General features: G+C 63.3%; 11 protein-coding genes. 3 read left to right on the forward strand and 8 right to left on the reverse strand.

The window, feature by feature from the left end:
• Positions 1–130: 130 nt before the first annotated feature.
• Together omp10 and BHD07_RS01185 are read right to left on the reverse strand one after the other, a co-directional pair.
• Positions 131–499 carry an outer membrane lipoprotein Omp10 gene (gene omp10 / locus BHD07_RS01180; protein WP_003531074.1) on the reverse strand — a complete coding sequence of 123 codons (369 nt, stop codon included), beginning with the start codon at positions 497–499 and terminating at the stop codon, positions 131–133.
• Between the two features lie 295 nt (positions 500–794).
• Positions 795–2246: a homospermidine synthase gene (locus tag BHD07_RS01185; RefSeq protein ID WP_018096789.1), complete on the reverse strand. Its 1452-nt coding sequence runs from the start codon at positions 2244–2246 to the stop codon at positions 795–797.
• Between the two features lie 390 nt (positions 2247–2636).
• On the opposite strand from BHD07_RS01185, the gene BHD07_RS01190 reads away from it, so the two are divergent.
• On the forward strand, positions 2637–3587 hold the full coding sequence (locus tag BHD07_RS01190) for a sensor domain-containing diguanylate cyclase (RefSeq protein WP_018096790.1): 951 nt from the start codon (positions 2637–2639) through the stop codon (positions 3585–3587).
• Here BHD07_RS01190 and BHD07_RS01195 read toward each other — a convergent pair.
• From BHD07_RS01195 to BHD07_RS01205, 3 genes are read right to left on the reverse strand one after another with little or no spacing between them, the layout of a single operon-like run.
• Complete coding sequence (locus BHD07_RS01195) at positions 3552–4178, reverse strand: aminotransferase class IV family protein (protein ID WP_338277198.1); 627 nt, start codon at positions 4176–4178, stop codon at positions 3552–3554. The genes BHD07_RS01190 and BHD07_RS01195 overlap by 36 nt on opposite strands.
• The gene (locus BHD07_RS01200) at positions 4175–5332 is read right to left on the reverse strand and encodes an aminodeoxychorismate synthase component I (RefSeq protein WP_338277200.1); all 1158 of its coding nucleotides are present in this window, start codon (positions 5330–5332) and stop codon (positions 4175–4177) included. Before BHD07_RS01200 ends, BHD07_RS01195 begins: the two co-directional genes overlap by 4 nt.
• Positions 5333–5386: 54 nt before the next feature.
• Positions 5387–7270, reverse strand: a complete 1884-nt coding sequence (locus tag BHD07_RS01205; RefSeq protein ID WP_338277202.1) for a M3 family oligoendopeptidase — start codon at positions 7268–7270, stop codon at positions 5387–5389.
• 199 nt (positions 7271–7469) lie between these two features.
• On the opposite strand from BHD07_RS01205, the gene BHD07_RS01210 reads away from it, so the two are divergent.
• Together BHD07_RS01210 and BHD07_RS01215 are read left to right on the forward strand one after the other, a co-directional pair.
• Positions 7470–9011 carry a sigma-54-dependent transcriptional regulator gene (locus tag BHD07_RS01210; RefSeq protein WP_338277204.1) on the forward strand — a complete coding sequence of 514 codons (1542 nt, stop codon included), beginning with the start codon at positions 7470–7472 and terminating at the stop codon, positions 9009–9011.
• 180 nt (positions 9012–9191) lie between these two features.
• Entirely contained in the window at positions 9192–11015 is a 1824-nt protein-coding gene (locus BHD07_RS01215; protein ID WP_338277206.1) for a DUF882 domain-containing protein, read from the forward strand.
• Positions 11016–11081: 66 nt separating this feature from the next.
• Here the strand turns inward: BHD07_RS01215 and BHD07_RS01220 are convergent, their stop codons facing one another.
• The 3 genes from BHD07_RS01220 to BHD07_RS01230 form a co-directional block, all read right to left on the reverse strand.
• Positions 11082–11354, reverse strand: coding sequence for a DUF2312 domain-containing protein (locus tag BHD07_RS01220; RefSeq protein WP_018096796.1), 273 nt, complete (start codon positions 11352–11354; stop codon positions 11082–11084).
• Positions 11355–11461: 107 nt separating this feature from the next.
• Positions 11462–11767 carry a DUF1244 domain-containing protein gene (locus BHD07_RS01225; RefSeq protein WP_100672949.1) on the reverse strand — a complete coding sequence of 102 codons (306 nt, stop codon included), beginning with the start codon at positions 11765–11767 and terminating at the stop codon, positions 11462–11464.
• A gap of 19 nt (positions 11768–11786) precedes the next feature.
• Positions 11787–12581 (reverse strand): N-formylglutamate amidohydrolase, encoded by a 795-nt coding sequence (locus BHD07_RS01230; protein ID WP_338277208.1) that lies wholly within the window; start codon positions 12579–12581, stop codon positions 11787–11789.
• Positions 12582–12714: the final 133 nt, after the last annotated feature.

A 12714-nucleotide genomic window follows, 5' to 3' on the forward strand; every position in this document is an offset into this window, starting at 1 on the left:
TGTTTTCACCAGTCGGGATCGACTTCAAGCCGCAAACGCATGCCGATGCCGCCGGATTTCAGACAAGGTTAAGCCGTCCCGGCAAGAAAAAGGGCCCGTCCAGGGCCCTCGTTCATCATCTGGCGCCGTGTCAGCCGCGGCGCGCCAGCGAGAACTGTGCGCCGGAGTCCGTCGTGCAGTTCAGCTGCGCCGGCGTTGCCAGCGCACAGTTGACCTTGGACTGGGTGTTGCGCACCAGCGAGGTCATGTTGATTTCCACCAGCGTCGGGCTGACGTTCACATAGTTGCCGGAGGCGAGAAGCTGGTTGGTGTCGGTCGTGCGCGTCGAGAAGGTGCCGCCTGCGAAAGTGGAGACGATGCCGTTCGGATCGACCCAGGAACCCTCGACACCCGTCGCCTGCGGCGCCGACGACATTGGCCGGAGTTCCCGAGGCTGAGACTGACAGGATGCCAGCGCGGCGGCAGTTGCCAGGAGGGTGAGGATGGCGAATGGCTTCATCGGCGTTTCTCCCGCGTCACGAGTTGAGCGGGATGCGAACGCAAAACCGCTTCATACTTTCCTGTCCCGCTCTACCGCATAATTCCGTGAATCGAAACCGATCGACGCACAATTGTGCGGCGTCTCACAGCACCGCAACGACCGTTGTGCGTCTTTTGAGACACGCGTGCGCGAAACATGCCGCGATCATGGGTTGAAAGCAAGAGCGGGCATGCGCGCGCCGCGCCCGGCATTCGAAAAGAAAAGGCCCGGAGCACTGCTCCGGGCCGATAGGGCGTGCTTCGTCGCGTGATCCTCAGCGGACGAGGATGTTCCTGAACTGCCAGGGGTCCTTCGTGTCGATGTCTTCCGGGAAAAGGCCCGGGCGCCCGTCGAGCGGCGTCCAGTCGGTGTAATGTCCTTCGACAGGGCCGAGATAAGGCATCTGCACTTCCAGGCAGCGCTTGTAGTCCATCTCGTCGGCTTCGACGATGCCGGCCTTCGGGTTCTCCAAAGCCCAGACCATGCCGGCAAGAACGGCGCTCGTGACCTGCAGGCCGGTGGCGTTCTGATAGGGCGCGATGCGGCGTGTCTCTTCCAGCGAGAGGCGGGAGCCGTACCAGTAGGCGTTCCTGGCATGGCCGTAGAGCAGCACGCCGAGCTCGTCGACGCCGTCGACGAGCTCGTGCTCGTCGAGGACGTGCAGCTCCGGCTGCGCCGTGCCGCCATTGCCGAACATCTCGTGCAGCGAGAGAACGGCGTCATTGGCCGGGTGATAGGCGTAATGGCAGGTCGGGCGGTAGGAAACGTCGCCGTCCTTGTCGCGGACGGTGAAGAAGTCGGCGATCGAGATCGCTTCGTTGTGCGTGACCAGGAAGCCGTATTGCGGGCCGGGCGTCGGGCACCAGCTGCGCACGCGGGTGTTTGCACCCGGCTGCTCCAGGTAGATCGCCGCCTTGCAGCCCTTCTTGTGCTTCTTGGCGTTTTTCGGCATCCAGTTCTCGTGGGTGCCCCAGCCGAGTTCGGCCGGCTGCAGGCCTTCCGAAATGAAGCCTTCTACCGACCAGGTGTTCCAGAACACGTTGAGCGGTTTCGGGTGCTTGGCGCGCTGGGTGTCGCGCTCGGCGATGTGAATGCCCTTGACGCCCGCTTTCTTCATCAGCTTCGCCCAGCCTTCCCGGTCGTCCTGATGCGGCTCTTCGTATTTCAGGCCGAGATCGTCGGCGAGATTGAGAAGAGCCTTCTTGACGAACCAGGAGACCATGCCGGGATTGGCGCCGCAGGTCGAAACCGCCGTGGTGCCGCCCGGGTTCTTTTCCTTCTCCCGGCGTACCGTTTCGCGCAGGGCGTAATTCGTGCGCTCGGAATTGTCCATTTCGGCATCGAAGTAGAAGCCGAGCCACGGTTCGACGACCGTGTCGACATAGAGGACGTCGAGCTTGCGGCAAAGCTTCATGAGGTCGAGCGACGAGGTGTCGACAGAGAGATTGACGCAGAAGCCCTGGCCGCCGCCTTCCGTCAGGAGCGGCTTCAGCAGTTCCTTGTAGTTGTCCTTGGTGACGGCCGCCCGCACGTGCCGCACGCCATGGCGCGCGAATATTTCCGCGTCCTTGGCATCCTCACGGGGCTCCACCACGATCAACCGGTTCTTGTCGTATTTGAAGTGGCGCTCGATCAGCGGCAAGGTGCCGTGGCCGATCGACCCGAAGCCGATCATCACGATCGGGCCGGCGATCTCGCCATAAACCGGATAGGTGGTGTCTGCCATTTTTGTCTTTCTCCTGAGAAAACATCCCTGTGCGATGCTTGGATGGGCGCAAGAAGCGAGCCTCGAATTCCTGGTGAGGACTGCATGTCGGGCAGAACCACTCAGGCAAACTATAGAGTGCAGCGGACTTTCGTGCGTCTGGATAGATGCGCGGCGCTGTAGAGCACAGTTTCCTGTCACAATAAAGAGCGGTCCCGTCAAGGCGGCACCTGCGACTTTGCTTAACCGGCTATCTTCCAGGGGCAGCGATGCCGCGGCCGCACCGGCACGACTTCGGGTCGATTCCGAAATCATCGCGAATGCGGGCAGCTTGCCGCAAGCGCATCGTGCTATAGCTTCAACAGAGCCCATTGCCTCGCATCGCGACCGAAGTTCCTGGAGCAGACCAACGTGACTGGTGATCACCTCAAGGCCCTGATGGGCTTGCAAGCCGCAACGCCGGTGCTCATCGCGCTCTATGATCCGCAGGATCGGCTGCGCTACGCCAATGAAGCCTTTCGATCGGCCTACCACGTCGGCGAGGGCGAAGCGCCGACCTGGGCGGAGATCATGCGCCGCAATCATGCCGCGGGCAGGGGCACCGTTCTCAAGACTGACGACCTCGAAGGCTGGATCGCCGCCACGGTCCACCGGCGCGGGAAGGTGCCTTTCCGCACGGTCGAGACCGACCTTCACGACGGCCGCTGGCTTTGGATGACGGAGACCGTGGACCAGAAAGGCTGGATGCTGTGCATCGCCGTCGACATTACGGAGGTGCGGGCGGGGGAGCGCAAGCTTCGCCAGGACCGGGATTTCGCGCTCAGGGCCTCACAGGTGGACGAACTCACCAGCGTGCCCAACCGGCGCTACACGATGGAAAGGCTCAACGAGTTCATCCGCAACTGCGCCGAGAACCCGCACATGTGGGGGTGCGTGGCAATCATAGACATCGACTATTTCAAGGCGATCAACGATCGCTATGGCCATCATCGCGGTGATGAGGTGTTGCTCGACTTCGCCCGGCAGATGCAGGAATTCGTCCGGCGCTCCGATTGCTTCGGGCGGATCGGCGGCGAAGAGTTCATGCTGATCCTGCCGGACACCACCGTCAGCGAAGCGAACCTCATCCTCGATCGGCTGCTGGACAGGGTCCGCAACGCCAGACCGCTTTCGAACATACCGGAGTTCTTCTACACCTGTTCGGTCGGACTTGCGGAGTATCGGGAGGGCGACAGCGTCAGGGACATTTATTCACGCGCGGACGATGCCCTTTACATCGCCAAGCGTGAAGGGCGCGATCGCGTCAAGCGTCATACGCTACCCGGATCAGACCGTGAGTTCAGCCCGGATCAGTCCCCTTAGGGAATTGCCGATGTAAAGACGGCCGCTTGCGAGGTCGGCGGGAGCCAACCGCTCGACCCGTGCCCGCCGCTGGCAGATGAGTTCCGTGCGCAGAACGCCGGCGAGGAGGCCGCAGGCGATCGGCGGCGTCTTCAAGTACCCGCTGCCGTCATCGAGAAAGACCGAAGTTATCGTCCCCTCGCAGACCTCCCCCTTTTCATTGAGCAGGATGACCTCGTCGGCCTCGGCCGTGGAAAACTCGCTGCGTGCCGCCTCGTAGCGGCTCCGGCGCGTGGTCTTCATCCGGAGGAGGCGGTCGCTGGAATCGAGCCGCGTCGAGGCGATCCGCACCCGCCACGCCGCGCCGTCGGCAAGCGGCACGAAGGGCGCCGTCGTCACGTCGATGCTGCCGTCGCGGTCGAGCGTGAGGCGCACGCGCAGCGGCGCTCGCGCGCCCGAAACGGCTCGCCCCAGCGTCGCCTCGGCTGAGGCCGCACCTGAAAAGCCGAGGCGCCTGGCGGAGCGCGTCAGTCGCGCCAGATGCAGCCGCAGCCTCGTAAAGCCATTCTCCGGTTCGTAGCGCAGCGTCTCGATCAGGGAAAAACCGGTCATCGGGCGATCTCGGCATCGCCGACGGCGAAGCGGGCCTTCAGCAGGCATTCCTCGTACTCTGCCTCGGCCTTGGAATCGAAGACGATGCCGCCGCCGACATTGAAGACAGCCCGGCCCCCGGCAAAGAGCGATATGGTGCGGATCGCGACATTGAAGCGCATGGTGCGGTTCGGGGCGATGTAGCCGATCGCGCCGCAATAGGCGTCACGCGGCCCGGACTCCAGATCGTGGAGAATTTCCATCGCCCGCATCTTCGGGGCGCCGGTCACGGAGCCGCAGGGAAAGAGCGCGGCGAAAATGTCGGCGATGCCGATCTCGGGCAGAAGCTTCGCCCTGACGTGACTCACCATCTGGTGGACCGTCGGATAGGTCTCGATGTCGAAGAGCTTCGGCACGTCGAGCGTGCCGACTTCGGTCACGCGGGAGATGTCGTTGCGCAGAAGGTCGACGATCATGCGGTTCTCGGCTTGGGTCTTCTCGTCGGCGCGCATCGCCGCGATGATCGCGTCGTCCTCATCAGGGCTCGCGCCGCGCCGCGCCGTGCCCTTCATCGGATGCGTCTCGATCCAGCCGTCGGCGTCGACCCGGAAGAAAAGTTCCGGCGAGCGCGAGATCAGGACCGGGCCGTCGAGGGCGACGAGCGCGCCGTATTTCACCGGCTGACGCTCGATCAGCGACCAGAATGCGGCAAGCGGATCGCCGGACCAGCGCGCATGGATCGGCATGGTCAGGTTGGCCTGGTAGCAATCGCCCTGGCGCAGGTGCCGGTGCAGCTTTTCGAAACGCTGGCGATAAGCAGGAAAATCCCAGCCTGCGCGGGGCTCCGCGAGGAAGGGCTCGTTTTCGATGCGCCGCTGAGGCACCGCAAGCGGATGGTCCTTTGCCGGCGCGTCGAAGACGCCGAAGGACATCAGCGGCGTTTCCCGGTTCTCCGGCGCGAAGGGGGCCAGTTTCTTCTCGAAAAGATGGCCCGCTTCGTAGGCCATGAAGCCCGCGATCCATTTGCCGGCACGATGGGCCGCCTCGATTTCGCCAAGGCCGCGGTGGAACTCAGCCCTCGTCCGTGCCGTGATGACGCGCAAAGGCTCGGCGAAAACCGTCGTGCGGTTCTCGCTGTCGTCCCGGAAGAGGACATAGGGCGCGTGTTCGATCATCGAGGTCGGTCGCTGTCAATTCGGTCCGACGGGGGCCGATAAGGCCCGAGCGGGTCACGCCTTATCAAGCGCCTCCAGTTCGTCGATGAGCCCTTCAATCATCGACAGGCCCTGTGCCCAGAACGACGGATCGGTGGCGTCGAGCCCGAAGGGCGCGAGAAGCTCGGAATGGTGCTTCGTTCCCCCCGCCTTCAGCATCTCGAAATATTTCTCCTGGAAGCCGCGCTCGGCGTTCTGATAGACGGCATAGAGGGAGTTCACCAGGCAATCGCCGAAGGCATAGGCATAGACGTAGAAGGGCGAATGGATGAAGTGGGGGATATAGGCCCAGTAGGTCTCGTAGCTCTCAGAAAGCCGGATCGCCGGGCCGAGGCTTTCGCTCTGCACCGACAGCCATATCCGGCCCAGGTCCTCGGCCGTCAGTTCGCCTTCCTTGCGGGCCGTATGCACCTTGCGCTCGAAATCATAGAAGGCGATCTGCCGGACGACCGTGTTGATCATGTCCTCGACCTTCTGCGCAAGCATCGCCTTGCGTTCGCGCTTGTCCTTGGTCCGGTCGAGGAGCGCGCGGAAGGTCAGCATCTCGCCGAACACGGATGCGGTTTCCGCAAGCGTCAGCGGCGTCGAGGCCATCAGCGCGCCCTGGGCGCCGGCAAGGACCTGATGGACGCCATGCCCGAGCTCGTGAGCGAGCGTCATCACGTCGCGCGGCTTGCCCATGTAGTTGACCAGAACATAGGGGTGCACGGAAGGGACGGTCGGATGCGCGAAAGCGCCCGGCGCCTTGCCCGGTCGGACCGGCGCGTCGATCCAGCTATCGTCGAAGAAGCGCCGCGCGATCGCCGCCATTTCCGGGGCGAAGGCGTGATAGGCGGAAAGGACCGTATCCCTTGCTTCGTTCCAGGGAATAAGCGCGTTCGGCGTTTCCGGCAGAGGGGCGTTCCGATCCCAGAAATCCATCTGCTCCATGCCGAGCCACTTGGCCTTCATCGCATAATAGCGGTGCGAGAGCCGGCGGTAGGCGGCCTTCACCGATGCGGCCAGAGCGTCCACGACCTCACGCTCCACCCGGTTGGCGAGATGGCGGCTGTCGGCGATATCCTCGAAACCGCGCCAGCGGTCGGAGATTTCCTTGTCCTTCGCAAGCGTGTTGGTGACGAGGGTGAAGGTGCGGATATTCGCTTTGAAGGTTTCCGCGAGCGCAAGCGCGGCCTTCTTGCGCACTTCGACTGAAGGGTCCTGCAGAAGGTTGAGCGTCACTTCCAGCGGCTGCTCCTTGCCGTCCACCGAAAAGGTCAGCGATGCGATCGTCTCGTCGAAGAGCCGGTTGAAGGCGTTTGCACCGGTCATGGACTTTTCGAGGAAAAGCTGCTCCAGCCTGTCGTCGAGCTGGAAGGGCTTGTCCTTGCGCAGGTCGAGGATCCAGGGCCGATAGTGGGCGGCAAGGCTGTCGGTCGCGAGGGCGGCGTCGATCACCTTGTCGTCGATGCGGTTGAGTTCCAGCGAGAAGAACAGGAGATGCGCCGATATGTCGGTAAGCTTCGACTGGACGTCGCCGTAGAGCTTTCCGTTCGCCGGATTGGACGTATCGGAGAAATAGGTAAGCCCCGCAAAGGAGGCGATGCGGCCCATGAGGTCGTCCAGCGCCTCGAATTCCTTCACGGCCGTGCCGATGCCCTGATCGCCGGTTCGGCCGGCAGCCTCCTTGAGCTTGCCCTTCCACTTCGCCTCGAAGGCGATCGCGTCGGCTTCCGCCTTCGCGAGGTCCGAGCGGAATTCCTCGGAAGAGGGCGAGAGGTAGAGGTCCGTGAGCCGCCAGGACGGCAGCTCGCCGAGCTCGGCCGGCGCTGCTGAAGCCTGTCCGGCCCCGGAATTCACCAGCGAGGCGCGCAGGAGGGATTGCCCGGAGGCGGCGAGGCGTGGCGAGGCAAAATTCATCGTCGGTTCTCTCGTTTTGAACAGGCCTTAACCCTGAAGCGAGGCAACGGCATGGCGCCCATTGCTACCGCCCGCAATGGATAAAATGCAAGCATTTCTCAAAACAGGATGTTCAGCCGTTTGTGGGACGAATGGCCGGTATGATTTGGCACATGATGCTGGCCAAAGGTACCCCGCGTGTCCCAAGCAGGAGGCTTTCGTGACATCTCATATTCTTGTCATCGACGACGATCCGGTGCAGCGGCGGCTGCTGACGAACATGATCGAGCGGCTGGGCCATGTCGCGCATCTCGCCGATAACGGGCGCAGCGGGCTCGAACTCCTGCAACGCAAGGGCGGGATCATCAACGTCATCCTGCTCGATCTTCTGATGCCGGAAATGAACGGGCACGGCCTTCTCGAGGCGCTCGCCGAACGTGGCATCGACATCCCGGTCATCGTTCAGACAGGGCAGGGCGGCATCGAAACGGTGGTCCAGGCGATGCAGGCCGGCGCCTTCGATTTTCTCGTAAAGCCGGTTTCGCCGGAGCGGCTGTCGATCGCCTTGGGCAACGCGCTGAAGATGGCGAGCCGCGACGGCAAGGTCAAAACCGCACGGCGTCCGCGCGGCGGGGCCGTCGGTTTCGACGATATCGTCTCGGCAAGCCCGGCGATGATCCGCGTCATCGATCTCGCGCGCCGCGCTGCCCAGTCGAACATTCCGATCGTGCTCGAGGGCGAGTCGGGCGTCGGCAAGGAAATGGTGGCCCGCGCCATTCAGGCGGCGAGCGACCGGGCGGCGAAGCCTTTCGTCACCGTCAATTGCGGCGCCATTCCCCACAATCTCGTCGAGAGCATTCTCTTCGGTCATGAGAAGGGAGCGTTTACGGGCGCAAGCGAAAAGCACAGCGGCAAGTTCGTCGATGCCGATGGCGGCACCCTCTTTCTCGACGAGATCGGCGATCTTCCGCTCGAGGTCCAGGTCAAACTGTTGCGCGCCGTCCAGCAGGGCGAGATCGAGACGATCGGGGCGCGTCAGCCGCAGAAGGTGAACGTCCGCCTCATCTCGGCCACCAACAAGGACCTCATCACCGAGGTTCGCGAGGGCCGGTTCCGCGAAGATCTCTACTATCGGCTGAACGTCTTCCCGATCACCATTCCGGCGCTACGCCGGCGCAAGGAGGATATCCCCGTTCTCGTACGCGCCTTCGTCGAGCGCTTCGCCGCCGAGCAGAGGCTGGATCAGAGGCTGACGGTATCGAGCGGCGCGATGGCGCTGCTGACGTCCTACGACTGGCCGGGCAATATCCGCCAGCTCGAAAACGCGATCTTCCGCGCCGTCGTTCTCGCCGAAGGCCACGAACTCACGGTCAGGGACTTTCCGCAGGTCGCCACCCAGATACCGGGATACATCGTTGCCGACCGCAGCGGTCTCTCCTGGGGCGAAGCCGGCCCGGAACGTCGTCCCGCTGCCGCTCAGCTCGCCGCTGCCCAGGCGGATGCTGGCCCGCGGGAACAACCCGCGCATTCCGAGACGACTCCGGACGGCCGCCTGGAGAACGCCATCGCCAGCCTCAGCGAGGGCGGCGAGGTCAGGAAGCTCGCCGAGGTCGAGGAGGAACTGATTCGCTTTGCCCTGAAATTCTACCGCGGCCAGATGAGCCAGGTGGCGCGCAAACTGGGAATCGGCCGCTCGACTCTCTATCGCAAACTCAAGGATTACGGCATCGATCCCGACAACCCCTTGCGTGAAGCGGCATAAAATCGACGCATTCACACCTCATTTGCCGTGCAAATCGTCCACCGCCGTTTAGACCTTGTTAGCAAACTGTTCACTATATTATAAGGGGCGGTGAACACTGTGGCATAATTGCCATGCTGTCACCTTATTTGACAGTCATCTGAGACAGCAAAGCACGGTTGTCCGTCGGACGGGGATTGAATGCCAAATTTGTTCGGTTTGGAGGAACCAGTCGGTTCCTTTGCGCGCAGACTCTGCTCGGCGGTCGCTCGAAAGGCGCCCCAGGTCCTGGCGTCCATCGCGCTGGTTTGCTCCCTCGTCACACCCGGGATGGCGCCTCCGGTCGAGGCCGCCGGCCAGACACGCACCCTCAAGCTCTATTTCATCCACACCAAGGAAAAGGCGCAGATCACCTTCAAGCGCAACGGTCGCTACGATCAGAAGGGTTTGCAGCAGATCAATCGTTTCCTGCGCGACTGGCGGCGGAACGAGCCGACCAAAATGGATCCGCGCCTGCTCGATCTCGTCTGGGAAGTCTACCAGAAGAGCGGTTCGCGCGACTATATCCACGTCGTTTCCGCCTATCGCTCGCCGGCCACGAACGGCATGCTGAGGTCGCGGTCGAAGGGCGTGGCGAAGAAGAGCCAGCACATGCTCGGCAAGGCGATGGACTTCTATATACCGGACGTGAAGCTCAAGGCGCTGCGCGAGATCGGCATGAAGTTCCAGGTCGGCGGCGTCGGCTATTACCCGACTTCCGGTTCGCCCTTCGTCCATATGGACGTCGGCGGGGTACGCGCATGGCCGCGCATGACGCGCAACGAGCTCGCGCGGCTCTTCCCGGACGGCAAGACCATGCATATTCCCTCCGACGGAAGGCCGCTGCCGGGCTATGAGCAGGCTGTGGCCGATTACAAGCGCCGCGTCGGCGCATCGGCGATCCAGGTCGCAGGCGGCGGCGCCAAGGGGCCGGGCGATACCGGCAAGCGCCGCAACCTCTTCGCCGCGCTCTTCGGCGGAGGCGGCGACGAGGATGAAGAACCCGCGGCAATTGCTGCCGGCGGCGCCGAAGAGGAAGCTCCGGCCAAGGTTCAGACCGCATCGGCGCCGGCGGCCCAGGATGCTCTTCCCGGTGTTGCAGGTTCCACTGCGGCGCCTGCCGGGCAGCAGGATATCAACGCACCGGTGCCGGCCGTGCGACCGGCATTCAAGGAAACTCCGGCTGACGGCGGCGTAGCGGTTGCACTCGTCGCGCCGGAAAAGAACAGTGCCCAGGAGGCGCTGGCAGCTGCCATGCCGCAGACAGCGGCCGTGCCTTCGGAATTCGCGGATTTGAGCACTCTCAAGGTTCCGGTTCCGCAAATGCTCGACCGTCGCGACATGAACGCCTTGATCGCCAACGAGACGCTCGTCGCCTCCGCCGACGGCCAGGCGCAGGAGTTCGGCTTCGTGCCGGTGCCGGGAATGCGTCCGGCCGGCGAAGAGGCGCTCGCGGCCGTGGCTCACGCCGAGGTCACCATTCCCGCTTCTGCGGATGGGCCTGCGCTCGCTTCCGCGGCGCAGCCGCCGAGTGCCGCCGGTACGCGCGTTGCCCTCGCAGCGCCGACCAGCGAGGATCGGGCGCCTGCATTTTCTCCGGCGATCGAGGTCGCCGCCTATGCGCCGCAGTCGGGTTCCGCTTCACGTGAGGCGATCTTCGACAGCGCCTTCGACACGGAGGCCGATGCTCCCTCGAAGGGCGCCCGTCCCAAGAGGCAGGATGCCCAGGCGAAGAGCCGGTCTTCCGTGCGCACGGAACCGAAACTGACGCAGAAGATCATTTCCGAGTGGGCACTTTCGGCGGGCCGTGTGGCTACCCTGTCGAAGCCGGTCAAGGCCCCGCGCTTCGTCAGCAAGTCGCTCCGCGTCGCTCCGACGACCGTTTATGCGGCCGGCTTCACCAGCAATAGCGGAGCGGTCGATACGGCGCGCTTCAGCGGCAGCGCGGTCAACTTCATGGAAGTGAAGAAGTTCAGCACAAACTGAGCCTTCGATTGCCGCTCAAATATAAAAAGCCCGCCAGGTCAGTCCGCCGGCGGGCTTTTTGCTGAGTCAGGCCGCGTCCTCGGATTCGGCGGCAGGGATCATGCCCAGCGCCTGGAGGTAGGTGTCGAGGATCGCTTCCTGTTCCATGCGCTCGTCGGCGTCCTGCTTGCGGATCGAAATCACCTTGCGCAGGATCTTGGCATCGAAGCCCATCGATTTTGCCTCGCCATAGACATCCTTGATGTCGTCGGCGATGGTCTTCTTCTCTTCTTCCAGCCGTTCGATCCGTTCGATGAAAGCGCGAAGCTGGTCGCGGGCAATGCCGTGAGCATCCGACATGGTCGTCTCCTTGTGGGGATGAATTTTCCGGGTGCTGTGAACTGCCGTGAACGGCCGCCGAGGTCAAGGGCGATTGCGCAACAACACAGGCATTTCCCGCGCAGGTCTTACTCCTTCGGGCGATTGCGTTCGAACGCGGCTTTCTGCTCGGACGAGGCCTCAGCCTGGTTCTGCGCCCGCCATTCCTCATAGGGCATGCCGTAGACGATCTCCCGGGATTCCTCCTTGCTCATCGGCACGCCGGAGGCCTCCGCCGCCTCGCGATACCAGTTCGACAGGCAATTGCGGCAGAAGCCGGCGAGGTTCATCAAGTCGATGTTCTGGACGTCGCTGCGTTCGCGCAGATGCTCGAGCAGTCGGCGGAAGGCCGCGGCCTCGAAAGCGGTGCGCTGTTCCGGGTTGATTTCGCTCATCGGGGTGGCCTCCTCTTCTTCAGTCGCTGTAAGCGCCCGTGCGGGACGGGTGGCGCTGGTATGCATGAAGCTCCGGCAGGGCGTTGAGCGCCGCAAGGATGGGCGCCAGACGTTCCGCCCAGGCGGCGACGCCCGCGGCATCGGCGATCAGGTCCTGGCGGACCTCTATCAGCGCATGCGCAATCCCGGGAGCCATGCAGTGCCGGTACATGGTATCGCCACGCAGCGCGCCGTCATAGGGCTCGTTGTTGCCGACGACGATGTCGCCGGCGGCCTCCAGCCGTTCGATTAGCGGAAACACGGCGCGCGGGTCGTTGTCCCAGAGAACCGAGGCATGCCAGGGGCGTGCCACACCCTTCCAGAAGGGCGTGAAGGAATGCAGGGAAATGACGAGAGGCGCTCTTGCGCCGGCCGCGGCGGACCGGGCGACGGTTTCGGATACGGCCTCGTGGTAGGGGCGGTGAAAGCGCCTTATGCGGTTCTGCCACTCCTCGTCCGAGATCGGGTGGTTGCCCGGAACGATCGCGCCATCGGAAATCTTCATGATCAGGGTGGGGTCGTCTTCGCCGCGATTCGGATCAATCAGGAGGCGCGAGAAACAGCCGAGCACGGCCGGTGCGCCGAGTGCGTCCGACAATTGCCGCGTCAGCGGTTCGATGCCGATATCGTAGGCGATGTGACGCTCGAAGGCGCTTTCGGGCAGGCCGAGCCGGCCATATTCCGGCGGCAGCCGGTTCATTGCATGGTCGGCAACCAGCACGAGACCCTTTGCCGGATCGCCCCCGGTGATCTCGTAAGGAGAGTAATGGTGCATTCGGCTCCTGCCAGGCTAAAGGTACCCACCTGATTGCACGCAAAGCTGCCATTCGCAAGAAAAACGCGAAGCTCTTATGCCGTTCCGTCACAGGAATGACGATTATAATCGATTAGAGTTGCGTTGACTTTCA

It is taken from the genome of Sinorhizobium sp. KGO-5 (assembly GCF_036245905.1).
Taxonomy (GTDB): Bacteria; Pseudomonadota; Alphaproteobacteria; order Rhizobiales; family Rhizobiaceae; genus Sinorhizobium; species Sinorhizobium meliloti_A.

Coding starts and splice junctions, on each gene's coding strand:
- omp10 (WP_003531074.1), bottom strand. CDS start 499: ATGAAGCCATTCGCCATCCTCACCCTCCTGGCAACTGCCGCCGCGCTG.
- BHD07_RS01185 (WP_018096789.1), bottom strand. CDS start 2,246: ATGGCAGACACCACCTATCCGGTTTATGGCGAGATCGCCGGCCCGATC.
- BHD07_RS01195 (WP_338277198.1), bottom strand. CDS start 4,178: ATGACCGGTTTTTCCCTGATCGAGACGCTGCGCTACGAACCGGAGAAT.
- BHD07_RS01200 (WP_338277200.1), bottom strand. CDS start 5,332: ATGATCGAACACGCGCCCTATGTCCTCTTCCGGGACGACAGCGAGAAC.
- BHD07_RS01205 (WP_338277202.1), bottom strand. CDS start 7,270: ATGAATTTTGCCTCGCCACGCCTCGCCGCCTCCGGGCAATCCCTCCTG.
- BHD07_RS01215 (WP_338277206.1), top strand. CDS start 9,192: ATGCCAAATTTGTTCGGTTTGGAGGAACCAGTCGGTTCCTTTGCGCGC.
- BHD07_RS01220 (WP_018096796.1), bottom strand. CDS start 11,354: ATGTCGGATGCTCACGGCATTGCCCGCGACCAGCTTCGCGCTTTCATC.
- BHD07_RS01225 (WP_100672949.1), bottom strand. CDS start 11,767: ATGAGCGAAATCAACCCGGAACAGCGCACCGCTTTCGAGGCCGCGGCC.
- BHD07_RS01230 (WP_338277208.1), bottom strand. CDS start 12,581: ATGCACCATTACTCTCCTTACGAGATCACCGGGGGCGATCCGGCAAAG.